The organism is Microbacterium sp. NPDC055521, from assembly GCF_053619695.1.
In genome coordinates, this window is record NZ_JBSHJX010000017.1 from 1 (window position 1) to 26,953 (window position 26,953).

24 protein-coding genes are annotated in these 26,953 nt (G+C 69.7%); 17 read left to right on the top strand and 7 right to left on the bottom strand.

The annotated features are described in order from the left end of the window. Positions 1-349: 349 nt before the first annotated feature. Positions 350-3,367, bottom strand: a complete 3,018-nt coding sequence (locus ACWGSM_RS13050) for an alpha-mannosidase (RefSeq protein WP_452323346.1) — start codon at positions 3,365-3,367, stop codon at positions 350-352. A gap of 34 nt (positions 3,368-3,401) precedes the next feature. Continuing rightward, positions 3,402-3,536, bottom strand: a complete 135-nt coding sequence (locus ACWGSM_RS13055; RefSeq protein ID WP_452323347.1) for a hypothetical protein — start codon at positions 3,534-3,536, stop codon at positions 3,402-3,404. A gap of 90 nt (positions 3,537-3,626) precedes the next feature. Here ACWGSM_RS13055 and ACWGSM_RS13060 point away from each other — a divergent pair, with 90 nt between their 5' ends. Then, positions 3,627-4,100, top strand: coding sequence for an adenylyltransferase/cytidyltransferase family protein (locus tag ACWGSM_RS13060; protein ID WP_313354457.1), 474 nt, complete (start codon positions 3,627-3,629; stop codon positions 4,098-4,100). A 142-nt stretch (positions 4,101-4,242) separates the two neighbouring features. Here ACWGSM_RS13060 and ACWGSM_RS13065 read toward each other — a convergent pair whose 3' ends face one another. Next, positions 4,243-4,815 carry an HhH-GPD-type base excision DNA repair protein gene (locus tag ACWGSM_RS13065; protein ID WP_452323348.1) on the bottom strand — a complete coding sequence of 191 codons (573 nt, stop codon included), beginning with the start codon at positions 4,813-4,815 and terminating at the stop codon, positions 4,243-4,245. 107 nt (positions 4,816-4,922) lie between these two features. On the opposite strand from ACWGSM_RS13065, the gene ACWGSM_RS13070 reads away from it, so the two are divergent. Then, positions 4,923-5,585 carry a hypothetical protein gene (locus ACWGSM_RS13070; RefSeq protein WP_452323349.1) on the top strand — a complete coding sequence of 221 codons (663 nt, stop codon included), beginning with the start codon at positions 4,923-4,925 and terminating at the stop codon, positions 5,583-5,585. Between the two features lie 136 nt (positions 5,586-5,721). Here the strand turns inward: ACWGSM_RS13070 and ACWGSM_RS13075 are convergent, their stop codons facing one another. Both ACWGSM_RS13075 and ACWGSM_RS13080 read right to left on the bottom strand, forming a co-directional pair. Next, complete coding sequence (locus ACWGSM_RS13075; RefSeq protein WP_452323350.1) at positions 5,722-6,633, bottom strand: oxygenase MpaB family protein; 912 nt, start codon at positions 6,631-6,633, stop codon at positions 5,722-5,724. A gap of 49 nt (positions 6,634-6,682) precedes the next feature. Continuing rightward, positions 6,683-7,945 (bottom strand): glutamyl-tRNA reductase, encoded by a 1,263-nt coding sequence (locus ACWGSM_RS13080; protein WP_452323351.1) that lies wholly within the window; start codon positions 7,943-7,945, stop codon positions 6,683-6,685. 112 nt (positions 7,946-8,057) lie between these two features. Here ACWGSM_RS13080 and hemE point away from each other — a divergent pair, with 112 nt between their 5' ends. The 11 genes from hemE (at position 8,058) to ACWGSM_RS13135 (ending at position 17,439) form a co-directional block, all read left to right on the top strand. After that, positions 8,058-9,071 (top strand): uroporphyrinogen decarboxylase, encoded by a 1,014-nt coding sequence (gene hemE, locus ACWGSM_RS13085; RefSeq protein WP_452323352.1) that lies wholly within the window; start codon positions 8,058-8,060, stop codon positions 9,069-9,071. 164 nt (positions 9,072-9,235) lie between these two features. Beyond that, positions 9,236-10,702: a protoporphyrinogen/coproporphyrinogen oxidase gene (locus tag ACWGSM_RS13090; protein ID WP_452323353.1), complete on the top strand. Its 1,467-nt coding sequence runs from the start codon at positions 9,236-9,238 to the stop codon at positions 10,700-10,702. A 138-nt stretch (positions 10,703-10,840) separates the two neighbouring features. Next, complete coding sequence (locus ACWGSM_RS13095; protein ID WP_452323354.1) at positions 10,841-11,254, top strand: hypothetical protein; 414 nt, start codon at positions 10,841-10,843, stop codon at positions 11,252-11,254. A gap of 3 nt (positions 11,255-11,257) precedes the next feature. Next, a complete protein-coding gene (locus tag ACWGSM_RS13100) occupies positions 11,258-11,668 on the top strand; it encodes a phage holin family protein (RefSeq protein WP_452323355.1) in 411 nt (136 codons plus the stop codon). After that, a complete protein-coding gene (locus ACWGSM_RS13105) occupies positions 11,655-11,963 on the top strand; it encodes a hypothetical protein (protein WP_452323356.1) in 309 nt (102 codons plus the stop codon). The genes ACWGSM_RS13100 and ACWGSM_RS13105 overlap by 14 nt, the downstream gene beginning before the upstream one ends. A gap of 85 nt (positions 11,964-12,048) precedes the next feature. Further along, entirely contained in the window at positions 12,049-12,726 is a 678-nt protein-coding gene (gene hemQ / locus ACWGSM_RS13110; protein ID WP_452323357.1) for a hydrogen peroxide-dependent heme synthase, read from the top strand. After that, entirely contained in the window at positions 12,723-13,715 is a 993-nt protein-coding gene (gene hemC / locus ACWGSM_RS13115; protein WP_452323358.1) for a hydroxymethylbilane synthase, read from the top strand. The genes hemQ and hemC overlap by 4 nt, the downstream gene beginning before the upstream one ends. Before the next feature lie 5 nt (positions 13,716-13,720). Then, positions 13,721-14,518 carry a uroporphyrinogen-III synthase gene (locus ACWGSM_RS13120; RefSeq protein ID WP_452323359.1) on the top strand — a complete coding sequence of 266 codons (798 nt, stop codon included), beginning with the start codon at positions 13,721-13,723 and terminating at the stop codon, positions 14,516-14,518. Then, positions 14,515-15,492 carry a porphobilinogen synthase gene (hemB, locus tag ACWGSM_RS13125; RefSeq protein WP_452323360.1) on the top strand — a complete coding sequence of 326 codons (978 nt, stop codon included), beginning with the start codon at positions 14,515-14,517 and terminating at the stop codon, positions 15,490-15,492. The genes ACWGSM_RS13120 and hemB overlap by 4 nt, the downstream gene beginning before the upstream one ends. A gap of 50 nt (positions 15,493-15,542) precedes the next feature. Next, positions 15,543-16,856: a glutamate-1-semialdehyde 2,1-aminomutase gene (hemL, locus tag ACWGSM_RS13130; RefSeq protein WP_452323361.1), complete on the top strand. Its 1,314-nt coding sequence runs from the start codon at positions 15,543-15,545 to the stop codon at positions 16,854-16,856. Between the two features lie 130 nt (positions 16,857-16,986). Then, positions 16,987-17,439: a hypothetical protein gene (locus tag ACWGSM_RS13135; protein WP_452323362.1), complete on the top strand. Its 453-nt coding sequence runs from the start codon at positions 16,987-16,989 to the stop codon at positions 17,437-17,439. Positions 17,440-17,527: 88 nt separating this feature from the next. Here ACWGSM_RS13135 and ACWGSM_RS13140 read toward each other — a convergent pair whose 3' ends face one another. Then, the gene (locus ACWGSM_RS13140) at positions 17,528-19,837 is read right to left on the bottom strand and encodes an ATP-binding cassette domain-containing protein (RefSeq protein WP_452323363.1); all 2,310 of its coding nucleotides are present in this window, start codon (positions 19,835-19,837) and stop codon (positions 17,528-17,530) included. Positions 19,838-20,010: 173 nt separating this feature from the next. Here ACWGSM_RS13140 and ACWGSM_RS13145 point away from each other — a divergent pair, with 173 nt between their 5' ends. Next, positions 20,011-21,069 (top strand): enoyl-CoA hydratase/isomerase family protein, encoded by a 1,059-nt coding sequence (locus tag ACWGSM_RS13145; protein ID WP_452323364.1) that lies wholly within the window; start codon positions 20,011-20,013, stop codon positions 21,067-21,069. Positions 21,070-21,261: 192 nt separating this feature from the next. Here the strand turns inward: ACWGSM_RS13145 and ACWGSM_RS13150 are convergent, their stop codons facing one another. Next, a complete protein-coding gene (locus ACWGSM_RS13150; protein ID WP_452323365.1) occupies positions 21,262-22,425 on the bottom strand; it encodes a glycosyltransferase family 4 protein in 1,164 nt (387 codons plus the stop codon). Between the two features lie 70 nt (positions 22,426-22,495). Between ACWGSM_RS13150 and ACWGSM_RS13155 the strand changes: the two genes are divergently transcribed. From ACWGSM_RS13155 to ACWGSM_RS13165, 3 genes are all read left to right on the top strand, one after another. Further along, positions 22,496-22,777: a hypothetical protein gene (locus ACWGSM_RS13155; RefSeq protein ID WP_363384507.1), complete on the top strand. Its 282-nt coding sequence runs from the start codon at positions 22,496-22,498 to the stop codon at positions 22,775-22,777. 140 nt (positions 22,778-22,917) lie between these two features. Further along, a complete protein-coding gene (locus tag ACWGSM_RS13160) occupies positions 22,918-24,645 on the top strand; it encodes an ABC transporter ATP-binding protein (RefSeq protein ID WP_452323366.1) in 1,728 nt (575 codons plus the stop codon). A 35-nt stretch (positions 24,646-24,680) separates the two neighbouring features. Next, on the top strand, positions 24,681-26,906 hold the full coding sequence (locus tag ACWGSM_RS13165; RefSeq protein ID WP_452323367.1) for an ABC transporter ATP-binding protein: 2,226 nt from the start codon (positions 24,681-24,683) through the stop codon (positions 26,904-26,906). The last annotated feature ends 47 nt before the right edge of the window (positions 26,907-26,953 follow it).

A 26,953-nucleotide genomic window follows, 5' to 3' on the forward strand; every position in this document is an offset into this window, starting at 1 on the left:
GTCCGGGGTGCGGCGGCCCGCCGTCGTGTGGGTGCACGGCGGCGGCTGGAACAAGGGCCACCGCAGTCAGACCCTCCCAGATGCCCGGGAGGGTCGCGACGCTCAGCGCGTGATCAAAAGTCTTCGCCCTCGGCCTGCGACGGGTGACGGTCGAACCAGTAGGGGCGGCCGATGTGCAGCAGGGCGTCGGTATCGATGAGGTCGTTCTCGCGGTCCATTGTGCGGCTCCTTCGCGCGTGACGGATGGATGTGATTCCAGCATCCGATACTGTTCGTCACTCTTGCGCTGAAACCCGGGTGAAAGAATCTCGGAATCTTCTCCTGCGTTAACCGAGGGAGTGCGAGGGCGTCAGGCGCGCGTGATGCGCATCGTGCGCACCTCGAACGGCTTCAGAGCGAGCTCGCCGCCCGTGCGGGCGTCGTCGAGGTCGTCTTCGAGCAGCGACACCTCGCGGATGCCGGTGTGCTCGAACGCCACAGAGAGGGAACCGGTCGTGCGGCGACCGAGCGACTCGTACACCCGCACGATCACATCGCCCGAGCGGTCGTCGGCGAGCTTCACCGACGAGACGATGATGCCCGTGCCGGTCACCCACACCAGCGGCTCCACCTCGTTCGCACCGCGGACGAGGGTGGCGGTGGCGTTGAGCTTGATGCCCTCGGCTGTGGCGATCTCGGCATCCGCTCCGATCACCAGACCCACCTCGATCTGGTGGTGGCCGTGGTCGGTGTCGGGATCGGGGAAGCGCGGAGCGCGCAGCAGCGACAGCCGCACGGTCGTGGTGACGTCGTCGCCGTCGACGTCACGAGAGGTGTCGTAACCGTAGATCGAGTCGTTCACGAGCGCGATGCCGAAGCCGTCATCCTCCTGCGCGAGCACGAAGCGGTGCATCGAGGTCTCGAACTTCGCGGCCTCCCAGCTGGTGTTCACGTGCGTGACGCGGCGCTGGAATCCGAACTGGGTCTCGGCGAGCGTCTCGCGGGCGAAGACGTCGAGCGGGAACGCGAGCTTGAGCAGCTTCTCGGTCTCGTTCCAGTCGATCTCGTTGCGCAGGTGCACCGTGCGAGAGCCCGCCGGCAGGATGATGGTCTGGTCGATCGTCGACTGCGAGAACGTGCGGCTGACCTTCACGACGGCCGTGCCGTCGACCGTGTACGCCTCGATCGACGAGACCTGCGTGAGGTCGTCGACGCGGTTCTTGTAGTAGCGGTCGATGTCCCAGGCATCCCACATGTTCGGGAAGTCCTGGTGCAGCTGGAACAGGTTCGCCGGCTTCCCCGCCGGGATGGCGTCGCGGCCGGTGGCCTCGTCGATCGCGGAGGTGATCAGACCCTCGGCCGAGACGGTGACGCGCACGAGATCGTTCTCCAGCTGGAAGCCGCCATCGGGGCGCTTCGACAGGCTCACGGTTTCAACCTTGTGGGTTGCTGAGCCCGTCGAAGCATCGCCCGCGAGCGCCGCGCCGAGCGCCGTCCGCCCGCCGACCGAGGTCGGAGTGAACACGAGCGGGCGCTCGCCCTCGCCGGCGAGCGCAGCGCGTGCCGCGGACGAGATGTCCTCGGCATCCGACAGCACGTTCGTGAGCACCTCGACGGCCTCGCGGTGCACCCACGCGATCGACGTGCCGGGCAGGATGTCGTGGAACTCGTGCAGCAGCACGAGCTGCCACAGCCGGTCGAACTCGTCGTAGTCGTACTCGGCGCCCAGCTGCACGGCGGCGGTCGCCGCCCACAGCTCGGCCTCGATCAGCGCCTGCTCGGCCCAGCGGTGCAGCGCCTTGGTGGCGTGCTGGCTGGTGAGCGTGCCGCGGTGCAGCTCGAGGTACAGCTCGCCGACCCAGACCGCCGGGTCGGTGAGCTCGGCCTTGGCGTCGTCGAAGAAGGCATCCGGATGCTTCCATTCGACCCTCGCCGAGCCCTCGAGATCGGCCAGGCGCGCAGCCTTTCCGGTCATCTCGCGGGTCGTGCCGCCGCCGCCGTCGCCCCAGCCGACGGGCGCGATCGACATCGTGGCCACACGGTTCTCCTTGAACTGGCGCGACGCCCTGGCGACCTCCATGCCCGACAGCTGCGAGTTGTAGGTGTCCATCGACGGGAAGTGCGTGAACATGCGCGAACCGTCGATGCCCTCCCACAGGAAGCTGTGGTGCGGGAAGACGTTGCGCTGGTTCCACGAGATCTTCTGGGTGAAGAACCACTCGAAACCGGCGCGGCGCATCAGCTGCGGCAGGGCGGCGGAGTAGCCGAAGCTGTCGGGCAGCCAGACGCCCTTCGACCGGATGCCGAACTCGCGCTCGAAGAAGCGCTGGCCGTGCGAGAACTGGCGCACCAGCGACTCGCCGGTCGGCATGACGGTGTCGGACTCCACCCACATGCCGCCCAGGGGAAGGAAGCGACCGGCCTTCACCGCGTCGCGAACCCGCTCGAAGACCTCAGGGCGCTGCTCTTTGATCCACGCGTACTGCTGCGCGCTCGACATGCCGTAGAGGAAGTCGGGCTGCTCGTCGATCAGCGCGGTCATCGACGAGGTGGTGCGGGCGACCTTGCGGATGGTCTCGCGCACCGGCCACAGCCAGGCCGAGTCGATGTGCGCGTGGCCGATCGCGGCGATGCGGTGCGCGCTGGCGTCGGCGGGAGATGACAACACGTCGGCCAGCTGCGCGCGGGCGTCTGCTGCGGTCGCGACGATGCGCTGCAGGTCGAGTACGTCGAGTGCATTGTCGAGAGCCTGCAGGATGCGCATGCGCCGCGGGCTCGTCTCAGGCAGCTCGGCCTGCAGCTCGATCAGCACCTCGAGGTCGAGGGCCAGGTCGAACACCTCCGGCTCGAAGACAGCGAGGTCCATGTGACGCACCCGGTACAGCGGTTCCGGCGAGGAGGTGCGGATGTCGCCCTCCTGCGTGGGCAGGAAGGGGTGGTAGTCGAGAAGCACGGGGTTGGCCGCGCCCTCGAGGTAGAGCTCGAGTGGATGCCCGGGGGCGGCGTCGACGGGCACCCACTGATTGCGGGGATTGATGCTCTTCACCGGCGTGCCGTCCGGGCGATATACCAGCGCCTCGCACTGGAAGCCCGTCATGTTGATGTCGAAGCCGAGGTCGATGAGCGCCTCCACCTTCTTGCCGCCCCACTCCGCGGGCACCTCTCCGCGCACGCGGAACCAGGTGGTTCCCCAGGCCGGGCCCCACGTGCTGCCTGCCGTGAACGGCTGGAAGTCGAGGGCCAGACCGTCAGCGGGGGCGATGGGCTCGCCGGGCAGCTGATGCACGCCGATCTCGAGCGGCACCCGAGCCGAGTGGATGGCGGCTCGCACGCGCTCGGTGAGCACCCGGTGGACGCGTCCTATGGTGAGGGAGGTCTCTTCGTGCACGGGGCGCTCCTTCGCGATGCTGATGCTGCGGCGATCAGACGACGGTGTTGTTGGAGGAGCGGCCGACCTCGGGGATGATCTCGGCGAACATCGCTTCCCCTTCCTGTATACGGGGTGGAAGACGAGCATCCGCCCGGCGCTCGTCGCGGTGCTGCCGAGCGTATCCCACCGTTGCGCCGCATCGATGTCGTCCGATCCTGCGGACATCTACCCGTGTCGTGTCGCAATAGAATCGTCTGAAGCGACACGGAAGGACGCCATGAGCGAGACCGTCAAGAAGCACCAGGACTACAACCCCGGGCCGCGGGTGGGAATCACCTTCTCCACCTTCGACCTGCTGCACGCCGGGCACATCATGATGCTGGCCGAGGCCAAGCGGCAGTGCGACTACCTCATCTGCGGGCTGCAGATGGACCCGACGCTCGATCGACCCGAGAAGAACGCCCCGACGCAGACGGTCGTCGAGCGGTACATCCAGCTGCGCGGCTGCGAGTACGTCGACGAGATCGTCCCCTACTCGACCGAGCAGGACCTCGAAGACATCCTGCGCTCGTTCAAGATCGATGTGCGCATCGTCGGCGACGAGTACGAGGAGCGCGACTTCACCGGCCGCAGCTACTGCGAAGAGGCCGGCATCGAGCTGTACTTCAACAGCCGTGAGCACCGCTTCTCGAGCTCCGGCCTGCGCAAGATCGTCGCCGCGAAGGAAGCCGAGCGCGTCGCGCGCGGCTGACGGGCGCGACCCGCGCCCACCCGGCTGAGGTGACCGCATGACCGTGCGCCCGTCCGGGCGAGACGGTCGTCTCGCAGAACTGGCCGTCGACCGGCGTGCGCCTGCGCGCGACGAGGCGTCGCTCAGCTCACGACGGTGACCTTCACTTCCCGGCCTTCGCGGCCGCCTTCATCGCCTTCTTGTGCTCGCGCACCTTGGTGAGCGACTCGGGCGAGACGATATCGGCGACGCTGCGGAACGCATCCGGTTCGCCGTAGGGGGCGGATGCCTCGCGCCAGCCGGCACCGGCGAATCCGTACTGCTTGCCGAGCAGGGCGAGGAAGATCTTCGCCTTCTGCTCGCCGAATCCGGGCAGCTTCTTGAGCCGCTTGAGCACCTCGGGACCATCGGGATCGCCCTCGGTCCACAGTGCCGCGGCTTCTCCACCCCAGTCGTCCACGAGGGTCTGGCAGAGCGTCTGCACGCGGGTCGCCATCGAGCCGGGGAAGCGGTGCACGGCCGGCGTCTGCCTGAACGCCTCGAGGAAGGCATCCGGATCCATCCGCGCGATCGCGGAGGCATCCGTCGCCCCGGTGCGCTGCTCGATCTTGAGCGGACCGGCGAACGCGGTCTCCATCGGCACCTGCTGGTCGAGCAGCATGCCGACCAGCAGCGCCAGCGGATTGTGCGTGAGCAGGTCGTCGGCGGCGGTGTCTCCGGTGATATGCAGGGCCATGAAACCAGTGTGGCATTGCCGCACTGCCGCTATGGATCGGCGGTCACAGCGCTGTGCATGTAAACCATGGGTTGACGCGCACGCGAACCGTCTCTATGGTCTGAGAGATGGTCGATCAGTTCCCGGATGACGGGGTTTCGTTGCCCGCACTCGCAGCAATGGTCGAGGGGGCACAAGCGGTTGGCATTCCGGTCGACGACGCCGCTGCGATCCGGCAAGCCGATCAACTGGTGCGCCGGTCGCAGGCGCAACTGGCCGACCTCGTCGTCGCGACGCGTGCCGCCGGGGTCCCGTGGCAGGCGATCGGCGATGCGCTCGGCGTGAGTCGCCAAGCCGCGTTCAAGCGATTCGGAGGTGCGGTTGCGCGCCCCGAGAAGGAGATGGAAATGGCTGAGCAGGTGATCGACCTCATGGATCGAACTCGCGCGGTGTTCGAACGCCTGGATGCGGGCGATTACGAAGCAGTGCGAACGCAGATGACCTATGCCTGCGCTCGCACGCTCAGCAAGCGGAAGATCCAGGGCGTGTGGAACCAGGTCGTCACCGAGACCGGACGGCTCGAGTCGTCCAGCGAACTCACGGTGCAGACTCCCGACGGCGCGAACGCGCTCAGCAAGTTCGCGAACAGGGTGCTCGCGAACGGCGCCATCGTACAGGCGACGCTGCGTCACGAGGCGGGCGAATGGATCGGCCGGGTCGCCTACAACGGTTCTGGCAAGATCACTGGTCTCTTGATCGCCCCTCAGGGATCCCGCGACCTGCCGTTCTAACCGAGCCGGGTGTGGACCCCGCTTCAGGTGGTTAGGCAACCGGGTGATCCAGCAGCAGACCCACCAGCAGCGTGTGCAGGGCCATGCCTCCAGTGTGGCAGGCGCGCGCTGCCCGTGTGCGAGCTCCGATCCGTGCTCACGCGATCTCGCCGGCAGGGCGCGAGAGGGACAGGCGGGCCAGCCGTCGGCGCGCGAAGTCCTGCGCGCGTGGCCCGGAGCCGAGCGATCGCTCTGCCACGGCGAGCACGATCCGCGTCGCGGTGATGACCGGGAGAACAGTGCGACGCACGCCCAGCATGCGGCGATACTGGCGGGGGATCGTGGCCACGGCGGCGGCGAACAGCACACGGTAGGCGACGCCCATCGTTCCGGTGAACGGCGGACGACGCAGGAACGCGACCACATCGCGGGTGCGCTCGTCTGCGCGCAGCTCGCCTCGCTCGAGGAATCCGTGCAGCCGCTCCCGCAGCTGGGCCGCGCTCGTGGGCGGATCGGGCACATGCATCAGGCGCCCGGCGGTCGCCCATTCGGCGACATAGGCGTCCGCCCCGCCGGGGATCGGCCCGCCCCACACCTCGTGCGCGGTGAGGAACGCGTCGGCGAAGGCGAGGTGCACCCATTCGACGAGATCGGCGGACGATGCGCTGTACGACCGCTCGGTTCCGTCCCCGCCGGTGTACTCGCCGCTGACGCGACGATGCAGGCGAGCCACTCGCGCCGTCTCCCGCTCCGCCTGCGCCCGCGAGCCGTACGTGACGCTCAGCACCCACCGCACGGTGCCGTTCAGGCGGGAGATGGGGTCTTCGCGGTAGCGCGAGAAGTCGTGCACGCCCGCCATCGCCCCCGGATGCAGGGCTTGAACCAGCAGCGCCCGGATGCCGGCGACGAGCGTGCCCATCCCGGCGTGGACGGTCCAGGCGGCACCGCCGTAGGCGAACCAGCCCTCGTCATCGCCTTCGGCGAGCTCGCGCACCCACTGCGGCGTGCCGTTCGGGTCGCCACTGAGCGCGGTGAGCAGTCGCGCTCGCAGGGGTGTGCGCTGCGTCATGCTCCCAGCGTCGCATGCCTGGCGCGATCCGGCGACGATGAAGGCGTGATCAGGCGGATGCTGCGTCTGAGCCGGTGCTCGACTCGGCCGACAGGCCGTACAGGGCCTCGAGTGCCGCATGGAACTCGTCCGCGCGACCCTCAGCGGCGAGCTCGTGAGCGCGCGTGGTCGGGGTGTGCAGCAGGACGCCGGCAAGGTGGCGCATGGCCTGTTCGACGCGGCCGTTCTCGTCGCCGCGACGTCTGGCACGGTCGATCTCCGCCTCGAGCAGGCCGAAGATGTGGGTGCGCAGCGCCACGACCGCGGGGGTCACGCTCTCGCGCGAGCCGTCCAGGTGGAAGCTCTCCGCGGCCTCCCGCACGACGTGACGTGCGGCATCAGTCGCGTGCAGCTCTTCGAGCGGGGCGTGCAGGCGGATGGTCTCGAGGTCGAGCAGGGCGATGCCTTCGAGCTGCGCGACGGCAGGGTCGACGTTGCGCGGCATGCCGAGGTCGATGACGAGCTGCGAGTGGGCACCGACCGGGCATCCGGCTTCGGCGCCCCATTCGCGATCGAACTGGGCCGGACCCAGCACCATCTCGGCCGACGTGCAGGTGATCAGCAGCGACGAGTGCTGCGCCACGCTCGCATAGTCGCCGGCGCCGACCGGGCGGATGCCGTGCTTCTGGGCGAACGGCAGGGCCCGACCCGACGGGGAGTAGACCGAGATGTCGACAGCGCCGCGCTCGCGCAGCGATGCGAGCGTGACCGCGGCGTATGAGCCGGTGCCGATCAGCAGCACGCGCTCGGCGCTCCAGTCGGCGATGCGGCTGTCGGCGAGCTCGAGCGAGAGGCGCACGAGTGAACGGCCGGCGCGGTGCAGGGCGGTGACGTTCTTGACCTTGCGCTGGGCTTGGCTGGCGCGCTGGAACAGACGCTCGAGCTGCGGTGACGTGGTGCCCTGCTCGCGCGCGCCGCTGAGAGCGCGGCGCACCTGGCCGGCGATCTCGCCCTCGCCCGAAACGACGGACTCCAGGCCGGACGCGACGGCGAACAGGTGCTCCGCGACGTGCCGATCCTCGACCACCTGGTACGAACCCTCGAGGTCTGCGGAGGGGATGCCGGTGGCCTGCGCGACCGTCTCGATGACCGCCTCCGGATCCGTCTCCTCGGCCTCGACATAGGCTTCGAATCGGTTGCAGGTTGCGAGCACGACGGCTCCCTGCGCGCCCGCAGCCATCAGGCTGGGGGCGACGGTCTCGGGTTGGCGGCTGAGGCGTTCGAGCAGTTCGAAAGGGGCGGTCTTGTGGCTCGCCGTCACGCAGATCAGCACCCGGCAAGTGTACGTGCCGTTGCTATGGGAGGCCTCCAAGGGTGACTTGATCCGACATCCGACCCGGGCGTGACCCGGCGCATGCATAGGCGCTCGGTGCGAGGATGACGGCATGAGTGATCTGCTGCGCGCGCTCGCCGGCGAGACCCCCGAGCGCACCCCCGTCTGGTTCATGCGTCAGGCCGGGCGGTCGCTGCCCGAGTACCGTGAGCTGCGGGTCGGCACCCGGATGCTCGATGCCTGCCTCACCCCCGACCTGGCGTCCGAGATCACCCTGCAGCCCGTGCGCCGCCACAGGGTCGACGCGGCGGTGTTCTTCAGCGACATCGTGATCCCGCTGCGTCTCGCAGGCGTCGACGTCGAGATCGAGCCCGGTCGCGGCCCGGTCTTCGCCAACCCGGTGCGCACCGCAGACGACGTCGCCCGCATCACGCAGATCGATCCTGCCGACCTCGACGGCACCGCGGTCGCCGAGGCCGTGCGCCTGTCCGTTGCCGAGCTGGGCGAGACCCCGCTGATCGGCTTCGCCGGCGCGCCGTTCACCCTTGCCGCATACCTGATCGAGGGTGGCCCGTCGAAGGAGCACCTGCGCGCCCGCGCCATGATGCACGCCGACCCCGATGCGTGGGACGCGCTGGCCGGATGGCTCTCGCGCATCTCGCGGCGCTTCCTCGAGATCCAGCGTGACGCCGGAGCCTCGGTGGTGCAGCTCTTCGACTCGTGGGCCGGCTCGCTCAGCACGTCCGACTATCGAACGCACATCGCACCGCACTCGAAGGCGGCGCTCGAGGGGATCGGGCTGCCGAGCATCCACTTCGGTGTCGGCACCGGCCCGTTCCTCGCCGACATGCGTCTCGACGGCATCGCCGACGCCGTGGGGGTCGACTGGCGGATGCCGCTCGACGAGGCGATCCGCATCGTCGGGCCGGACACCGCCGTGCAGGGCAACATCGACCCCGCGATGCTGCAGGCGCCGTGGACGGTGCTGGAGGCGCACGTGCGCGACGTGATCGCTCGCGGAAGAGGGGCCAAGGGTCACATCCTGAACCTCGGGCACGGCGTGCCGCCGGAGACCGACCCCGACCAGCTGACCCGCATCGTGCAGGTCGCGCACGGCGAGCTCTGACCCCGGCTCCCGCCGCGTACGTTGCGCCGCCGAGTCCGTGCAGGAGCCGGATGTCGACTGAGCGGCGCTGGTAGCGCGCGTCTGGCTCCCGGCAGCGTGGTCGCGCCCCGGAGAATGCCACACACGGGCATCCGGTGCATAGGCCCCGATGGAAGAATCGGCGCATGACCTCCGAGCATTCTCCCGAACTCGCCGCGCGAGCGGCGCAGCAGCACGTCGTCGTGATCGGTGGCGGCATCGGCGGTCTGGTCGCAGCCCGAGAATGCGCGAAGGTGGGCATGCGGGTGACGCTGCTGGAGGCATCGGAGGCGCTCGGCGGCAGCATCCGCACCGCCGAACTCGACGGCATCCCCGTCGACGCGGGCGCGGAGAGCTTCGCCACCCGCGGGGGGCACGTGAAGGCTCTGATCGACGAGCTGGATCTCGCCGACGCGGTCGTGTCGCCGCAGGGCGGCGGCGCCTGGCTGAGCGGCATCCCGGATGCCCCGGACGCGCCTCTTCCCAAAGGCAGTCTGCTCGGCATCCCGGCCAACCCGTTCCAGGACGACGTGCGCCGCATCATCGGCTGGCGCGGCGCCTGGCGTGCGTACCTCGACCGCCTCCGCCCGCCTCTGACCATCGGGCACGAGCGCAGCCTCGGCAAGCTGGTCGGCTCGCGAATGGGTGCCCGCGTGCGCGACAGGCTCGTCGCCCCGGTGACTGCGGGCGTCTACTCCGCCGACCCCGACGACGTCGACACCGATGTCGCCGCGCCAGGCCTCAATGCCGCTCTCACCCGCATCGGCTCGCTGACCGGAGCGGTCGGCCTGCTCGCGGCCGAGCGCAAGGGCACAGCGCCGGGAGCGGCGGTGCTGGGGCTCGCCGGCGGCATGGGCCGGCTGGTCGAGGCGCTGCGCGCCGACCTCGTCGCGTACGGGGTCGACATCCGCACGGGCACCCGCGTGACCCGTCTCGAGCGCGAGGGTGCGGAGTGGGCCGTCGAGATCGCTCCGTCGCTCGAAGAGGAGGCGGATGGCGATGCCGCGGTCCCACTGCGCGCCACCGGCGTCATCGTCGCGACAGTCGAGCCGTCGGCGCGCCCCCTCATCGACGCGCACGTCTCAGGCCTCGGCGAGGTCGGGGACGCGCCTGAGATCGAGATCGTGACGCTGCTGGTCGACGCACCCGAACTCGACGCCGGGCCCCGCGGCAGCGGAGTCCTCACGGTGCCGGGCAGCCACATCGCCAAGGCCCTCACCCACTCCACGGTCAAGTGGGGCTGGCTGCGCGATGCGGCGGCGGGCCGCCACGTCGTACGCGTGTCGTTCGGCAGCCAGGGCGAGGCTGCGGCGACGGCCGCCCTCGATGACGACGCGGCTGCCGCGCTCGCGCTGTCGGAGGCATCCGCCCTGCTCGGCGTTCCGCTGCGCCCGGCGCAGCTGGTCGCCGCACACCGCGCCCGGTACGTGCAGGCCCAGCCCACCTCGCTCATCGGCGCGACCGAGCGGCGGGCGGCCGTACGCGCTGCGGTGGGCGCCGCCCCGGGCCTCGGCATCGTGGGCGCGTGGGTCGCCGGCACCGGGCTCGCGCAGGTGATTCCGGATGCAGTCGCCGAGGCTGACCGGCTGCGTGCGAGCCTTCTGTGGGACTGATCCGGCGCGCGTGCGACCGCGGCCCTGCGTCGTGGTGATACATCGAACGGGGCCGCGGCGCAAGGGCAGATGCCGAATCGGGCATATGTGGCTACCCTGGAACGCAGAAGAGGCCGCAACCAACGTCAGGAGGCCCTCATGAAGGGGAAGATCGGACTCGTCATCGGACTCGGCGCAGGCTATGTCCTCGGCAGTCGAGCAGGTCGCGAGCGCTACGAGCAGGTCAAGACGCAGTGGCTCAAGGTGTGGAATCTCGATCCTGTGCAGGAGCAGGTCTCCCGCGTGCAGGACTTCGCGAAATCGCAGGCCGCCGCCGTTCCCGGTGCTGTCTGGACCGGTGCCGTCAAGGTCGTGAAGGCCGTCTCGAAGTCCGGCACCACCCCGGGCGAGAAGCTCGACGGCGCCATCGATGCGACCAAGGACGCCGCCGAGAAGGTGGCCGACGCCAAGGAATCGCACGACTCGACGTCGCATGACTCGGCCTCGGGCGGCACGATGCCTCCCGCCAAGCCGGTCGGCTCCGAGGCCGTCACGCCCAAGAACAAGGCCTGAGGCATGTTCCGCGGATACCGCGACCGGGCCGATGACAGCCTGCTGACCCTGCTCGGAGATCTGCCCGAGCTGGTGCGCAACCTCGTCACTGCCGAGATCAACGCTGCAAAGGCGTGGATCTCGCGCACGGCGAAGGATGCCGGCATGGGCGGCCTGTGGTTCGTCGTCGTGCTGTTCCTGCTGTTCTGGGCGATTCCGGTGCTGCTGGCGTTCGGCATCATCGGCCTGAGCTCGTGGTGGCCCGCATGGCTCTCGGCCCTCGCGGTGTTCGGCGTCCTGCTCGTCTTCATCGTGATCTTCGCCCTGCTCGGCCTGGCGCGGTTCCGCAAGGTGATGAAGCGAGAGAACCCGGGCCAGGCCGTGGCCACCGATGTGCGCATCATCAAGGGAGACCCCGTCAATGAGCGATCTTGAGAAGACGTCGCTGCCCAACGCCGCCCTCACCGCCACTGAGGTTCCGCGAACGGTCGTGCCGGCGGGGATCACCGATCCCGTCGCCTCGGCCCGGGCGGAGCTGCGGGCCGCGCTCGCTGCGATCGAGGTACGCGGCAACTTCCCCCGCCGCATCGAGAAGGCGACCGCGCGGAGCGTCGTGCGCGCCCGCGCGTTCGCGCACCGCAACCCCGCGGGCGCCGGAGCAGCCGTCGTCGCGGCGGCAGCCGCCGTCGGCGGCCTTGTGTGGGTGATCGCCCGCGCGATCTCGCGCTGACGTTTCCGCGCTGATCTCGCGCCGTCCTCGCAGGCATCCTGCCGTCGAGTTCGCCGCCTTCGCTGAGAAGGGGCAGACTGGATGCATGTCCGAAACGCGCGATGACAACCCGTCCGGATTTACCCTGTGGGCCGTCTGGGGCCGAAACCCCGACGCACCGGCGATCGAGACCGACGAGAGCGAGCTCGAGGTGCTCGTCGGTCACATCGAGAGCTCCGGGGTGAGCGTCCGCGGCTTCTACGATGTCAGCGGCCTCAAGGCCGACGCCGATCTGATGGTGTGGCTGCACGGCGATACTGTCGAAGAGCTGCAGCGCGCGCTGCGCCGCCTGCGCCGCACCGACCTGCTGCGCAACCTGCTGCCGGTGTGGAACGTCATGGGCGTGCACCGCGACGCGGAGTTCAACCGTGCACACGTGCCCGGCTTCCTGCGGGGCGTCGAGCCCAAGCAGTGGCTCTGCCTCTACCCGTTCGTGCGCACCCCCGAGTGGTACCTGATCGACGAGTCCGAGCGCCGCAAGATGCTCGCCGATCACGGACGCAAGGGCGCGGCGTTCACCGGAGTGATCGCCAACACCGTCGCGGCCTTCGCGCTCGGCGACTACGAGTGGCTGCTGCCGCTCGAGTCCGATTCGCCGACCGAGCTCGTCGACCTCATGCGCGACCTGCGCTACACCGAGGCCCGTCGTTACGTGAAGGAGGAGGTGCCCTTCTACACCGGGCGCCGCCTGCGTCTCGACGAGATCGCCGAAGTGCTTCAGTGAGCACCCCGTCCCCGATCCGGCTCGGCACCCGGCGCAGCGCGCTCGCGCAGGCGCAGTCCGGGCACGTCGCCGCTGCGCTCGCCGCGGTCTCCGGCCGTCCGGTCGAGCTCGTGCCGATCGTCTCGGAGGGCGACACGAACCGGGCCTCCCTGTCTGAGATCGGTGGCACCGGCATCTTCGCGAATCGCCTGCGTGAGGCGCTGGTCGCGGGGGAGTGCGACATCCTCGTGCACTCTCTGAAGGATCTGCCGACCGCCGTCCCCGCCGAACTCGTGATCGCCGCGACCCCGCGGCGGGCGGATGCCAGAGACGTGGTCATCACGCGCGGCGGCACGCCCCTGCACGAGCTGCGTCGCGGCAGCACCGTCGGCACCGGCTCGCCGCGCCGCATCGCCCAGGTGCGCCGCCGTGCCCCGCGCGCCGAGGTGGTCGACATCCGCGGCAACGTCGACTCCCGTCTCGAGCGGGTGTCGTCGGGAGAGCTGGATGCCGTGATCCTCGCCGCCGCGGGTCTCACCCGCCTCGGCTCGGAGACGACCCTGCGCCGAGAGGAGCTGGGTCTCACCGAATGGCCGACCGCTCCCGGGCAGGGGTCGCTGGCCGTGGAGACCACGGCCGATGCGCCATCGGAGCTGCTCGACGCACTCGCACGACTCGACGACCTCGACACCCGCATCGCGGTGACGGTGGAGCGAGCGGTGCTGGCCGGACTCGACGCCGGATGCCAGGCACCCATGGCCGCCCACGCGGTCGTCACAGGAGACAGCATCCGCCTGCGTGCCGTCGTGTACGAGCCCGGCGGGGCCCGCCGAATCGGGCTGGACGTCTCCGAGCCCCTGAACAGGGGGTATATTCGACGGAACGGCAGCGGCAACGAAGCGGATGCTGCCGATGGTGCAGACCCGGTGCGCACGGCTCGTGAGCTCGGCGACTCTGCGGCCCATCGGCTGCTCGAACAGGGAGCGGCCGACTTCCTCCCCCGAGAGTGATCTAGATGACTGCTTCCGAAACCAAGGCCGCCAGGCCGCTCGACGGCTGGCGCGTTCTCGTGCCGCGGGGCGGCCCCTGGGGCGACAGCGTCGCCGCCAGCCTGCGCGCGATGGGTGCGGTGCCCGTGGTGGCGCCCCTCATCAACTTCGCCCCGACCACTGACCAGGACGCCCTCGATGCGGCGCTGGCCCGGCTGCAGGCCGGCGAGTACGACTGGCTGACCATCACCAGTGCCACGACGGTCGACGTGCTGTACGCGCATCGCGTCGACATCCCGTCGAAGACCAAGGTCGCCGCCGTCGGCGAGACGACCGCCGCGGCTCTGCAGGCAGTCGGATACGACGTCGCGCTCATGCCCGAGCTCGACAACTCGGCGGCCGGGATGGCCGAGAAGATCATCTCGATCGAGCCCGACGCGCAGCGCATCCTCTCTCTGCGCAGCGAGATCGCCAAGCCCGTCCTCTCGGTCATGCTCACCGAGGCGGGGCACGACGTCGACAGCGTGGTGGCCTACCGCACGGTCGGAGTGCCGGTGACCGAGCGGATCCGCCGCGACGTCGAGAACGGCCGCATCAATGCGATCCTGGTCACCAGCGGCTCGGTGGCCAAGCAGGTGCGCGAGCAGTTCCCCGAGATTCCCGACACGACCCTGCTCGCCGCGATCGGCCCCCGCACCGCGAAGGATGCCGAGAAGGCCGGCCTGCCGGTCACAGCCATCGCCGACAAGCAGACGGTCGATGCGCTGATCGACACGGTCTCGCGGTTCACCCTGCCGCACGCGGCGGACGAGTTCGCACCGTGAGCCGCTTCCCCGACGCGCGGCTGCGCCGTCTTCGCCAGTCCGCTCCCGTTCGTGAACTCGTGCGCGAGACCTCTCTCGAGACGCGTCAGCTGGTGCTGCCGATGTTCGTGCGTGAAGGTCTCACCGAAGCCGCACCCATCGGCTCGATGCCGGGCGTCGTGCAGCACTCGCTCGATTCGCTGAAGGCGGCGGCGGTGGATGCTGCGGAGGCCGGCCTCGGCGGGGTGATGCTGTTCGGCGTGCCGGCCGTGCGCGATGCGATCGGATCGGGCGCCGACGACCCCGACGGCATCCTCAACGTCGCCACGAGCGCGCTGGTCGCGGAGGTCGGCGATGCACTCGTGGTGCAGACCGACCTCTGCCTCGACGAGTTCACCGACCACGGTCACTGCGGCGTGCTGACGCCGGAAGGAGCAGTCGACAACGACGCCACGCTCGAGCGCTACGCCTCGATGGCTCTGGCGCAGGCCCGCGCAGGATCCCAGCTGCTGGGCCTCAGCGGCATGATGGACGGTCAGGTCGCCGTCGTCCGCGAGGCGCTCGACGGCGAGGGATTCCACGACACCCTGCTGCTCGCCTACTCGGCCAAGTACGCCAGCGCCTTCTACGGACCGTTCCGCGAGGCCGTCGACTCGCAGCTGCAGGGCGACCGCCGCACCTACCAGATGGATCCGGGCAACCGCCGCGAGGGCGCGCGCGAGGCCCTGTTCGATCAGGACGAGGGCGCCGACATCGTGATGGTCAAGCCCGCGATGGCGTTCCTGGACGTGCTGCGCGAGGTGCGCGACGCGGTCGACGTGCCGGTGTGGGCGTACCAGGTGTCGGGCGAGTACGCGATGATCGAGGCCGCCGCGGCCAACGGCTGGATCGACCGCCGCGCCGCCGTTCTCGAGTCGCTCATGTCGATCCGCCGTGCCGGTGCCGATGGGATCCTGACGTACTGGGCTGCCGAGGCGGCGCGCTGGCTTCGCTGAGGAGTCTCTGGCTCGGAGCCGCTCATAGCCGGCATCCGTAGGCTGGATGCATGGACCGCAACGACTCCCTGTTCGACGCCGCCCGCTCCGTGATCCCGGGCGGCGTGAACTCGCCGGTGCGGGCGTACGGGTCGGTCGGCGGGACGCCTCGGTTCCTGGCATCCGCTTCCGGCGCCCGCGTGACCGACGCGGCCGGACGCGAGTACATCGACCTCGTCGCGTCATGGGGCCCGGCGCTGCTCGGCCACGCGCATCCCGAGGTGGTGCAGGCGGTTCAGGATGCCGCGACCCGCGGCCTGTCGTTCGGAGCACCCACCGAGGGGGAGGTCGAGCTCGCGCAGATGATCGCCGAGCGGGTGCGCCACGGCGACGTGCGCCCGGTCGAACGTGTGCGCCTGGTCTCGACCGGAACCGAGGCGACGATGACGGCGATCCGCCTCGCCCGCGGCGCCACCGGACGCGACTTGCTGGTGAAGTTCGCCGGCCACTACCACGGACACTCCGACGGGCTGCTGGCCGCAGCCGGCTCCGGCGTCGCCACGCTCGCGCTGCCCGGCTCAGCCGGCGTTCCCGCGCCGATCGCCGCGCAGACGCTCGTCATCGACTACAACGACTCGGATGCCCTGGCAGCGGTGTTCGCCGAGCACGGCGACCGCATCGCCGCGGTGATCGTGGAGGCCGCCTCGGCCAACATGGGCGTCGTCGCTCCGCTGCCCGGCTTCAACAAGCTCATCGCCGACACTGCGCACGCGCACGGTGCGCTGATGATCCTCGACGAGGTGCTGACCGGATTCCGCGTGCATCCTGCCGGCTTCTGGGGGCTGCAGCAGGCGGCGGGCGAGCAGTACGTGCCCGACATCATCACGTTCGGCAAGGTCGTCGGCGGCGGGATGCCCCTGGCGGCCCTCGGCGGCAGCGCCGCGGTGATGGACATGCTGGCCCCCGTCGGGCCCGTGTATCAGGCGGGCACGCTGTCGGGGAACCCGCTCTCGGTCGCAGCCGGGATCGCGACCCTGCGTCTCGCGACCCCCGAGGTGTACGCGCGGATCGACGCCGCGGCCGATCGGCTCGCCACGCCGCTGGATGCCGCGCTGACCGACGCCGGCGTGGTGCACTCCGTGCCGCGCGCCGGCAGCCTGTTCGGCGTCGCATTCCTGCCCGAGATGCCGCGCGACTACGCGATCGCTCAGACGCAGGAGTCGTTCCGGTACGCCCCGTTCTTCCACTCCATGCGTGAGCAGGGTGTTGCCCTGCCGCCCAGCGTGTTCGAGGCGTGGTTCCTCACCGCCGCGCACGGCGACGACGAGCTGGCCGCCATCGAGGCGGCTCTGCCCGCGGCGGCTTCGGCCGCGGCATCCGCCTGACCCGTCGGCCGGAACTCTCAGACCGTTCCGCCTGCCCCGCAGCGTGTTGCCGGTTCGGCACAACAGGATGGCTGTCGTCCTGTCAGCAAGTCGCGTGCGTGTCGCTCACTTGCTTTGGCAGACTGGACGCATGGTGACCCTGCTGCTGGATCAGACGCGCCTTGAGATCGTTCTCTCGCCGATCGAGCGGGCGTCGACCTTCCATCGCCAGAACCTGCGGATCGAGCGCGACCACATCACCAAGGTGCAGCTGACCCAGGATGCCTGGACCTGGCTGCGCGGTGTGCCGGGACCCGGCACACACATCCCCGGCGTGCTCGCCGCGGGAACGTGGAAGGCCGCAGAGACGACGGACTTCGTGCTCATCCGCCGCCGCAGGCCCAGCGTCGTGATCGATCTCGACGGCGATCCCCAGTTCCAGCGGCTCATCCTCACCACCCGGCACGGGCTCGCGCTGACCCAGGCGCTGCGGCTCGAGGTCAGCGATCAGCCCGAGGATGTCGTCGACATCGCGACGGGATCGGTGCCCGTGCAGAAGCAGCGCCAGCGCCCGGTCATCCGGCCGCGGCCGCGCACGGTCTGACCGGAGCGCGAGCTTCCGGCCGGCGCCGCACGAGGTCTCTGGCCGGAGCGCGAGCTGCCGGCCGGAGAGCCCCGGCGAGGTCGCGCTGTCAGTGGTGGCTCTGGTCGCCGTGATGCTGAGCGGTGTCGTCGCTCGAGTCGCCGTCGGTGCGATCGGATGCATCATCGGCGTTCGACTCCGCCGACTCCTCGCGCCGCTGAGCACGCGAGCTGTACGGGTAGTCAGGGGCCGGCCCGTCGAAGAAGCGGCTGGCGGCGTCCGAGAGCGACGTGCGCATCGCGGCGAGCCGCGGGTCGTCGTCGCCGTCGTCGACCGCGTCATCGTCGTCGTCGCTCGAGAGCTCGGGCGTCACGATCGAGATGGCCTCGGTCGCCGGAGCAGAGTGGTCTGACCCCTCGGTGGTGACCGAGGCGGGGAGGCCCGTGATCAGCTCGGTGAACGTCGGCTCGACGGTCGCCGCCGGCATCGTGAGCGCGTCGGTCGCGAGGGGGAGGATGAGCGGGCGCGTCTCATCGGACGGGGCGTCGGAGTCGTCGTGCTCGGCGTTGTCGTGGTGGTCAGCGTCGTGGTGGTCGTCGACGTGGCCGGTCTGCTCGTCGGTCTGCTCGTCGGTCTGCTTGTGCGAGTCGACCTGCTCGTGCGCCTCAGGCTGTTCGTCCGATTCAGGCTGTTCGTCCGAGTCGGCGTTCCCGTCGGATGCGGGGTGCACCTCCGTCTCAGGGGCGTGGTCTGCCTCGGTGTCGCCGTCGGCCTCAGCGTGGCCGTCAGCCTCAGAGTGGTCGGCGTGGTCGGCGCCGAAGGGATCGACGACCGCCTCGTCGCCCCCGACGATCTCGACGGCGGGAGCGTCGGCGGGGTCCTCGCCGCGCGCCTCGTCGGCATCTGCCTCAGGCCGGTGGTCGGCAGCGGGAGCGTCGTCGGTCGCGTCGTCGATCACGTCGTCGTCGTCGTGCTCAGCCGCGCGGGCCTCGTCCGACGGGGAGGTCTCGCCTGCCGCTCCGTGGTTCGCGTCGGAACCGGCGCCATCCTCGACAGCGGCCGCAGCGGCCGCCTCGTCGGGCTCGGACGACGCATCTGCCTCGGCGTCTGTCTCTGCTTCTGCTTCTGCTTCTGTTTCTGCCTCAGAGCCTGCGGTCTCTGTGGCGTCGACCTCGGCGTCGTCCACCGACGATGTCGTGTCGGCGGGCGCGTCACCGTCTTCCGACGCATCCTGGTCTGCGGCGATGGTGTCGGTGGGCGCTGCCCCGTACCCGGTGCCGGCTGCCGCGACGGCGCCGCCATCGGCGACGACGGCGGCCGCACCCGCGAGGGGCACACCGCCCGCGACCAGGGCTGCGTCAGCAGTACCCGCGTCAGCGTCGGGGAGGTCGGAATCGACGTTCTCCTCGCGGGTGTCGGCGTCCGCGGCATCCGCGTCGGCCGGGCCGTCGGCGGCTGCACCGCTCACCGTGTCGGACGCGTGGGCGACTCGGTTCGCGGACGTGTCGAGGCGCGGGCTGTCGGCACGGCGACCGTAGACGAGGTCGAGGAAGACCTCCTCGAGGCTGGGGCCACGCTGCTGCAGCATGGTCAGGGCGACGCCGGCTTCGGCGGCGACCGCGCCGACGGCAGCGGAGTCGGAGTCGCGAACGGTGACGCCCGAGCGCAGCACGTCGAAGTCGAGCTTGGCGGCCGACAGTGCGGTGATCAGGGGCGCACGGTTCTCGGCATCCACCACGACGGCACCGCCCGAGGCATCCGCGAGCTCGGAGATCGGGCCGGCGTGCACGGCGCGGCCCTTCGAGAGCACCACGACGTCGTCGGCGACCTGCTCGATCTCGCTCAGCACGTGAGACGAGACGAGTACGGTGCGTCCCTCGTCGGCGAGGCGACGCATCAGCAGCCGCATCCATCGGATGCCCTCGGGGTCGAGTCCGTTAGCGGGCTCGTCGAGCACGAGAACGCCGGGGTCGCCGAGCAGCGCCGACGCGACGGCCAGACGCTGCCGCATCCCCAGCGAGTAGCTGCCCAGGCGGGTGTCGCCGTCGTCCTGCAGGCCGACCAGGTGCAGCACCTCATCGACGCGAGCATACGGGATGCCGTTCGCCTTAGCGGCGAGCATCAGCTGACGACTCGCGGTGCGGCGCGGGCGATAGGCGGACTCTTCGAGCACGGCGCCGATCGTGCGCAGCGGGTGACGCAAGTCGGCGTAGTTGGCGCCGCCGATCGTCGCGCTGCCCGAGGTGGGACGGATCTGACCGAGCAGGATGCGCAGCGAGGTCGTCTTGCCCGCACCGTTCGGACCGAGGAATCCGGTGACGGCGCCCGGCTCGACACGGACGGAGAGGTCGGAAACGGCGGTCACCGCGCCGAAGCGCTTTGTGACCTGGATGAACTCGAGCACCTGTCCTTCGGGCATGGCGACCTCTCCTGTTCGGGACAATCTCTTCCATCTTCGCGGAAACCTGGGAGAATCCGCGCTTCACCTGCCGTAACGGGCGATCCTCGTCGGCAGATCTCGGCAGATCTCGGCAGATCTCGGCAGATCGGGCCAGATCAGTGCAGATCGCGAAGCGGAGTAGCCTGACAGGCGTGACCGACACCGAAGCCGCCACCGTCATCGTCCGCATCGACAGCTCGCTCGGGCGCATCACGCTCAACCGTCCGCGGGCGATCAACGCCCTGGATGTCGGCATGATCGAGCAGATCACCGCGGCGCTCACCGCGTGGGTGGATGACACCGACGTGCAGACCGTGCTGATCGACGGCGCGGGTGAGCGGGGCCTCTGCGCGGGAGGGGACGTGCGGGCCCTGTACGACTCGATCACCTCGGGTCATCCCGATCACATCGCTGACTTCTTCCGCGCCGAGTACGCGATGAACGCCCTGATCGCCGAGTACCCGAAGCCGGTCGTCGTCTTCGCCGACGGCATCACGATGGGCGGCGGCATCGGCCTAGCCGGCCACGCCGCCGTGCGCATCGTGACCGAACGCTCACGCCTGGCGATGCCCGAGACGCGCATCGGCTTCACGCCCGATGTCGGCGGCACCTGGCTGCTCGGCCGGGCACCGGGCCGGCTGGGGGAGTACTTCGGCCTCACGGGACAGAGCATGAACGCGGCGGATGCCCTTTACCTTGGCTTCGCCGATCATCACGTGCCGACGGAGAACCTCGACGGGCTGCGCGACGCGCTCGCCACCCGCGCCGACCCGGGCACTCCGAACGAGCTGACCCTGCTGTTCGACGAGACACCCGAGCCGTCGCAGCTGCCCGCCGCGCGGGCGTGGATCGACGAGGCGTTCTCGGCCGACACGGTGGGCGAGATCATGCAGCGGCTGCGGGAATCGGATGCTGCGGATGCGGCGTCTGCGCTGGCCACGCTGGAGGAGCTCTCGCCCACCGCGCTCGCCGTCACCCTCGATGCGGTGCGCGAGGCGCGTGCGATGAGCGGCGTGCGGGAGGCGCTCGAGGGCGAGTACCGCCGCGTCATGTGGTTCGGCCACAGCCATCCCGACCTGGTCGAGGGCATCCGGGCGCAGCTGGTCGACAAGGACCGCAATCCGAAGTGGCAGCCCGCGACCGTCGCCGACCTGCCGCCGGATGCCGGTGCGCCGGCGCGCGCCTACGTGCCCGAGCCGGCGCTGTTCTGAGCCGGGCCTTTGCAGGTGCTTCGCCCGCTGGGGCGGCGCTCGCTGGGGCGGCGCTCGCTGGGGCGGCGCTGTCGTTGAGCGCGCCCGCTCGAGGTAGGTCAGCAGCCTGACGTAGGTGATTCTGCGCGGTATTCGCCTGTGTTCGCGGGTTCGCCTACCTCCGATGAGTGGTCAGACTGAGGCGATGAGCGGTCAGACCGAGGCGACGAGCTCCAGCAGTCGCGCGACGTGGGCGGCGGCCACCCGCTCGCTCGCATACGCGACGGCGGCCTCGCGCGGGGCCGCGAGCAGCGAGCGGTCGGCCGCGAGCCGGATGATCAGGTCGGCCAGGCCCTCAGCATCCGGACTGGGGGTGCCGAGCGCGGCGTCGCCGAACTCCGTCGCGAGCACGGGGTCGCTGACGATCACCGGGCGTCCGTGCGCGAACGCCTCGAGCGCGACCATCGGCTGGTTGTCGAAGCCGAGCGAGGTGATGAGGGCGGCATCCGCGGCATCCATCAGCTCGCCGACTCGTTCACCCGGAACCGATCCGTGGAAGGTCACGCCCGGCACGGGTCGGTGCGTGCCGCCGGCGACGTCGAGGTGCACCCGGCCCTCACCGAGACGCTCGACAACGAGGCGCATCGCGTCGAGTGCGACGTCGACGCGCTTCTCGGGCGCGAAGCGCGCCACCCACAGCAGGCGCAGCGGTTCGTCCTCCGGCGCGGGGGCCACCCGAAGCGGCTGGGCGACGTTCGAGAACGCCTCGACCCGCCCTGCGCCCGCATCGCGCAGCGCCACAGCTTGGTGCTTCGAGGGCGAGAGAACGATGTCGGCGCGCTCCGCGACGCGCAGCGTCATGGTCCGCAGAGAATTGTTCAGCGGATGGCTGCCAGTGAAACGGCCGCCATTCCGGATGCCGGTGAGCGAGCGGTGCACGCGCGAGACCACCGGCGCGAATGGGGCCAGCGCTGCCGGAGCGCGCCAGAAGAAGGTGTGCACGGTGTGCAGCGAGGGGATCCCCAGCTGGCGCGCCACGTCGATCGCGGCCGCCGCGACTGCGAACTCGGAGTGCAGGACGACCGCACCGACACCGTGCCGACGGATCGTCGCGGCGACCAGCGGCTCGAGATCGCGGGCCCGTCCGAGCAGCGGCAGGTCGAGCACCGGGATCGTGCCGCGCCTCGACGGGGAGACCGTGGTGATGCCGTCTGACGTCAGAGCGTCCGCATCCGGTGCCAGGACGACAACCCTCACACCTTCGCCGGCGAGAGCCTGCGCCTGACGGATGAAAGCCGTCTGCGCACCGCCGAGGTACTTCAGCGAGTAGTCGCACACCATCAGCACGGCAGGGCGGGCGGCGTTCTCAGAGGGCATGACAGCGAGTCTATTCAGGGTCGTGCGGCCCGACGCTGTGCGCTACCGTGAGCTGTGACGAGGAGGTCTCATGAGCACGTCGATCGAGCGTCGAGATGGGCGCATGGCCGTGGCCGGGGCATTGCTCGCGGGCGCGGGCGTCGTCAGTGCAGCCATCGCCGCTGTGTTGATGTTCGCCGTCGATGATGCGGATGCGGCACGCGGGTTCGCGTTCGTCGGTATGGTCGGCGTCATCGGCGCCGTCACTGCGGCTGTGAATTCGACAACGAGCGAGCGCAAGGCCGTGTTCGCCACCGGAGGAGTGCTGCTGTTCGTCGCGTCATCCACGATGTTCGGGATGAGCTTCTCCTGAAGCGCAATCGGGCCGCCGGCTGATCCTGTTCCGCTGACAGCGAAGGTCAGCCTTCAGGGGGATCCGGATGTCCGCGGTTGGTGGCACCATATGTGATGGCCGCGTTTCGGCCCTCCGAATTCTCACAAGGAAGTCCACCTGTGCTCGGAAAACTCCTCATTCGCTATCTGGCCAGATACTGGCCGCTGCTCATCACGATCGTCGTGCTGCAGTTCGCCAGTGTGATGGCCTCGCTGAACCTGCCCGAGATCAACGCCGACATCATCAACAACGGCGTGGCCAAGGCCGACATCGGCTACATCTGGAACCGCGGCGGCTTCATGCTGCTCGTATCGCTGGCGCAGATCCTCGCCTCGATCCTCGCCACCTTCTTCGCCGCGCGCATGGCGATGAGCGCCGGCCGCGACATCCGCGCAGACGTCTTCGCACGGGTGAGCGGATTCTCCGAGCGTGAGGTGTCGCAGTTCGGCGCCGGCTCGCTGATCACCCGCAACACCAACGACGTGCAGCAGGTGCAGATGCTGGCGATGATGGGCGCGACGATGTTCGTCACCGCCCCGCTGCTCGCGATCGGCGGAATCATCAAGGCCATCCAGACCGACGTCGGGCTCAGCTGGCTGATCGCCGTGTCGGTGCCGCTGCTGCTGGTCATCGCCGTCGTGATCATCGGCCGGATGGTGCCTCTCTTCCGCCGCAACCAGGCCAAGCTCGACGACGTCAACCGCATCATGCGCGAGCAGCTGACCGGTGTGCGCGTCGTGCGCGCCTTCGTGCGCGAGCGCATCGAAGAGCGTCGGTTCCGCACCGTCAACACCGACCTCATGGTTCTCGGCCGCAACATCGGCTCGCTGTTCGTGCTGATGTTCCCGCTGTTCATGCTCGTGCTCAACGTCACCATCGTCGCGGTGGTGTGGTTCGGCGGCGTCGAGATCAACGCAGGCAACGCCGAGATCGGCACGATCTTCGCGTTCATGCAGTACATCGGCCAGATCATGATGGGCGTCATCATGTCGAGCTTCATGGCGATGATGATCCCGCGCGCCGCCGTCTCGGCCGAGCGCGTCACCGAGGTGCTCGACGCCGAATCGTCGATGACCCGGCCCGAGAACGGCGTCACCGACTTCCCCGAGCCGGGTGCGGTGGCCTTCCGGAACGTCGAGTTCACGTATCCGGGCGCCGAGGTGCCGGTTCTCTCCGACATCACCTTCGACGCCCGGCCGGGCGAGACGGTGGCGATCATCGGATCCACCGGATCGGGTAAGACGACTCTGGTCTCGCTGATCCCACGCCTGTTCGACGCCACCGGCGGCGCGGTGCTCGTGGGCGGCGTCGACGTGCGCGAGGCCGACCTCGACACCCTGTGGCAGGGCATCGGGCTCGTGCCGCAGCGCCCCTTCCTGTTCTCCGGCACGGTGGCATCCAACCTCCGCTACGGGCGGAAGGATGCCACCGACGACGAGCTGTGGGCGGCGCTCGAGATCGCCCAGGGGCGCGACTTCGTCGAGGCGATGCCCGACGGACTCGACTCGCGCATCGCCCAGGGTGGCACCAACGTCTCCGGCGGTCAGCGTCAGCGCCTGGCGATCGCCAGGGCCATCGTGCACCGGCCGCGCATCCTCGTGTTCGACGACTCCTTCTCGGCCCTCGACCTGACGACGGATGCCCGATTGCGCCAGGCCCTGTGGCGAGAGCTGCCTGACATCACCAAGATCGTCGTCGCGCAGCGCGTCTCGACGATCACCGACGCCGACCGCATCGTCGTCCTCGACGACGGCGCCGTGGTGGGCGTGGGCACGCACGACGAGCTGCTCACTACCAGCCCGACCTACCGCGAGATCGTCGAGTCGCAGCTGGGGGTGGACGCATGACTCATTCGACAGGCGCAGAGGACCAGAATCCCGGCATGTCGCGTCGCGAGCGCGCGCTCGCCGCACGGGCATCCGCCACCGCTGTCGCAGAGCCGGAGCTGACCGCCGCCGAGAAGGAGGAGGCCGAGCTCGCCGAGAAGGCCCGCCTCGAGGGCGGCGGCATGTTCGACGGCCCGGCTCCCGGCAAGGCCGACAACTTCGGCCCCAGCTTCATCCGCATGATCGGGCTGCTCAAGCCGTCGGCGTGGTGGTTCGCGCTGGTGTCGTTCTTCGGCGCCGTCGGCGTCGTGCTCGCTGTGGCCGCTCCGAAGGTGCTCGGCGAGGCGACCAACGTCGTGTACGAGGGGTTCATCTCGAGCGTGCTCGGCAAGGGATTCGGCGGAGCGCCGGGCTTCCCGCAGGGCACCAGCCGCGACCAGGTCGTCGAGGCGCTGCGCGGCGCGGACCAGGACGAGTTCGCCAACATGATCTCGGCCATGGACGACTTCGCGGTCGGCGACGGCGTCGACTTCGAGCGTCTGCGCTGGATCATCGTCGCGGTGCTGGCGATCTACGTCGTCTCTGCGATCCTGAGCTGGCTGCAGGGGTACGTGATCAACGTGATCATGGTGCGCACCATGTGGCGCCTGCGTGAAGACGTCGAGGCCAAGATCAACCGTCTGCCGCTGTCGTACTTCGACAAGGTGCAGCGCGGTGAGCTGATCTCACGTGTCACGAACGACATCGACAACATCACCCAGACCATGCAGCAGTCGCTCTCGGGTGCGCTGACCAGCGTGCTCACGGTGGTCGGCGTGCTGGTCATGATGTTCTCGATCTCGTGGCAGCTCGCGCTGGTCGCGCTCATCTCCCTGCCGCTCATGGGCGTGATCTTCGGCATCATCGGCCCGCGCTCGCAGAAGGCCTTCGGCACGCAGTGGCGCAAGGTGGGCCGTCTGAACGCCCGCGTCGAGGAGGCCTTCTCCGGTCACGCGCTGGTGAAGGTGTTCGGCCGCGAGAAGGACGCTCTCGAGAGCTTCCAGGTCGAGAACGAAGAGCTGTTCCAGGCGGCGTTCAAGGCGCAGTTCCTCTCGGGCATCATCATGCCCGCGATGATGTTCGTCGGAAACCTGCAGTACGTCGGCATCGCGGTGCTCGGCGGTCTGCTCGTCGCCGGCGGCAACCTGCGACTCGGCGACGTGCAGGCGTTCATCCAGTACTCCCAGCAGTTCAGCCAGCCGCTCAGCGAGCTGGGCGGCATGGCCGCCGTCGTGCAGTCGGGCACCGCCTCGGCCGAGCGGGTCTTCGACCTGCTCGACGCCGAAGAGCAGGACCCGGATGCCGAAGACGCACCGTCCGCGCCGGAGGGCAAAGGCGTCATCGAGTTCGAGCACGTCGCCTTCTCGTACAGCGCCGACCGCCCGCTGATCCGCGACCTGTCGTTCCGGGTGGAGCCGGGGCAGACCGTGGCGATCGTCGGTCCGACCGGCGCCGGCAAGACGACGCTCGTGAACCTCATCATGCGGTTCTACGAGCTCGACTCGGGTCGCATCCTGCTCGACGGGCAGGACATCTCCGAGATGCGCCGCGACGACCTGCGTGCGCGCACCGGCATGGTGCTGCAGGACCCGTGGCTGTTCGCCGGCAGCATCCGCGAGAACATCCGCTACGGCAACGACGAGGCCACAGACGAGCAGATCATCGCCGCGGCCGAGGCGACCTACGTCGACCGGTTCGTGCACTCCCTGCCCGAGGGCTACGAGACCGTGCTCGACGAAGACGCCTCGAACGTCTCGGCCGGAGAGCGCCAGCTGATCACGATCGCCCGCGCGTTCGTATCGCGACCGTCGATCCTCATCCTCGATGAGGCGACGAGCGCCGTCGACACCCGCACCGAGCTGCTGCTGCAGCAGGCCATGGCAGCCCTCCGCGAGGGGCGCACCTCGTTCGTGATCGCCCACCGTCTGTCCACGATCCGCGACGCGGACCTCATCCTCGTGATGGAGCACGGCGACATCGTCGAGCAGGGCGACCATGACGAACTGATCGCTCGGCAGGGCGCGTACTGGCGGCTCTACCAGTCGCAGTTCGAGCAGGCCGCAACCGATCTCGACGCCGAGGAGGCCCTCACCGGATCGGTGCCGGTGATCGTCACCGGAGACGCCGAAGACGAGCACGAGGCGATCGCCGAGCAGAGGGTCGTCGCCGCCCCCGACGCTCACCAGCTCGGCGAAGCGGTCAAAGAGGCCGAGTCCACGGCATCCGACCCGCAGCGCGACTGATCCCGCGCGAGCAGAACGCCCGCCCCGATCACGGGGCGGGCGTTCTG

Excerpts from the sequence above, each read along its gene's own strand:
- ACWGSM_RS13060 (WP_313354457.1), top strand. The coding sequence starts at position 3,627 with ATGAGCGAGACCGTCAAGAAGCACCAGGACTACAACCCCGGGCCGCGG.
- ACWGSM_RS13065 (WP_452323348.1), bottom strand. The coding sequence starts at position 4,815 with ATGGCCCTGCATATCACCGGAGACACCGCCGCCGACGACCTGCTCACG.
- ACWGSM_RS13070 (WP_452323349.1), top strand. The coding sequence starts at position 4,923 with ATGGTCGATCAGTTCCCGGATGACGGGGTTTCGTTGCCCGCACTCGCA.
- ACWGSM_RS13075 (WP_452323350.1), bottom strand. The coding sequence starts at position 6,633 with ATGACGCAGCGCACACCCCTGCGAGCGCGACTGCTCACCGCGCTCAGT.
- hemE (WP_452323352.1), top strand. The coding sequence starts at position 8,058 with ATGAGTGATCTGCTGCGCGCGCTCGCCGGCGAGACCCCCGAGCGCACC.
- ACWGSM_RS13090 (WP_452323353.1), top strand. The coding sequence starts at position 9,236 with ATGACCTCCGAGCATTCTCCCGAACTCGCCGCGCGAGCGGCGCAGCAG.
- ACWGSM_RS13095 (WP_452323354.1), top strand. The coding sequence starts at position 10,841 with ATGAAGGGGAAGATCGGACTCGTCATCGGACTCGGCGCAGGCTATGTC.
- ACWGSM_RS13100 (WP_452323355.1), top strand. The coding sequence starts at position 11,258 with ATGTTCCGCGGATACCGCGACCGGGCCGATGACAGCCTGCTGACCCTG.
- ACWGSM_RS13105 (WP_452323356.1), top strand. The coding sequence starts at position 11,655 with ATGAGCGATCTTGAGAAGACGTCGCTGCCCAACGCCGCCCTCACCGCC.
- hemQ (WP_452323357.1), top strand. The coding sequence starts at position 12,049 with ATGTCCGAAACGCGCGATGACAACCCGTCCGGATTTACCCTGTGGGCC.
- ACWGSM_RS13120 (WP_452323359.1), top strand. The coding sequence starts at position 13,721 with ATGACTGCTTCCGAAACCAAGGCCGCCAGGCCGCTCGACGGCTGGCGC.
- hemL (WP_452323361.1), top strand. The coding sequence starts at position 15,543 with ATGGACCGCAACGACTCCCTGTTCGACGCCGCCCGCTCCGTGATCCCG.
- ACWGSM_RS13135 (WP_452323362.1), top strand. The coding sequence starts at position 16,987 with ATGGTGACCCTGCTGCTGGATCAGACGCGCCTTGAGATCGTTCTCTCG.
- ACWGSM_RS13140 (WP_452323363.1), bottom strand. The coding sequence starts at position 19,837 with ATGCCCGAAGGACAGGTGCTCGAGTTCATCCAGGTCACAAAGCGCTTC.
- ACWGSM_RS13150 (WP_452323365.1), bottom strand. The coding sequence starts at position 22,425 with ATGCCCTCTGAGAACGCCGCCCGCCCTGCCGTGCTGATGGTGTGCGAC.
- ACWGSM_RS13155 (WP_363384507.1), top strand. The coding sequence starts at position 22,496 with ATGAGCACGTCGATCGAGCGTCGAGATGGGCGCATGGCCGTGGCCGGG.
- ACWGSM_RS13165 (WP_452323367.1), top strand. The coding sequence starts at position 24,681 with ATGTCGCGTCGCGAGCGCGCGCTCGCCGCACGGGCATCCGCCACCGCT.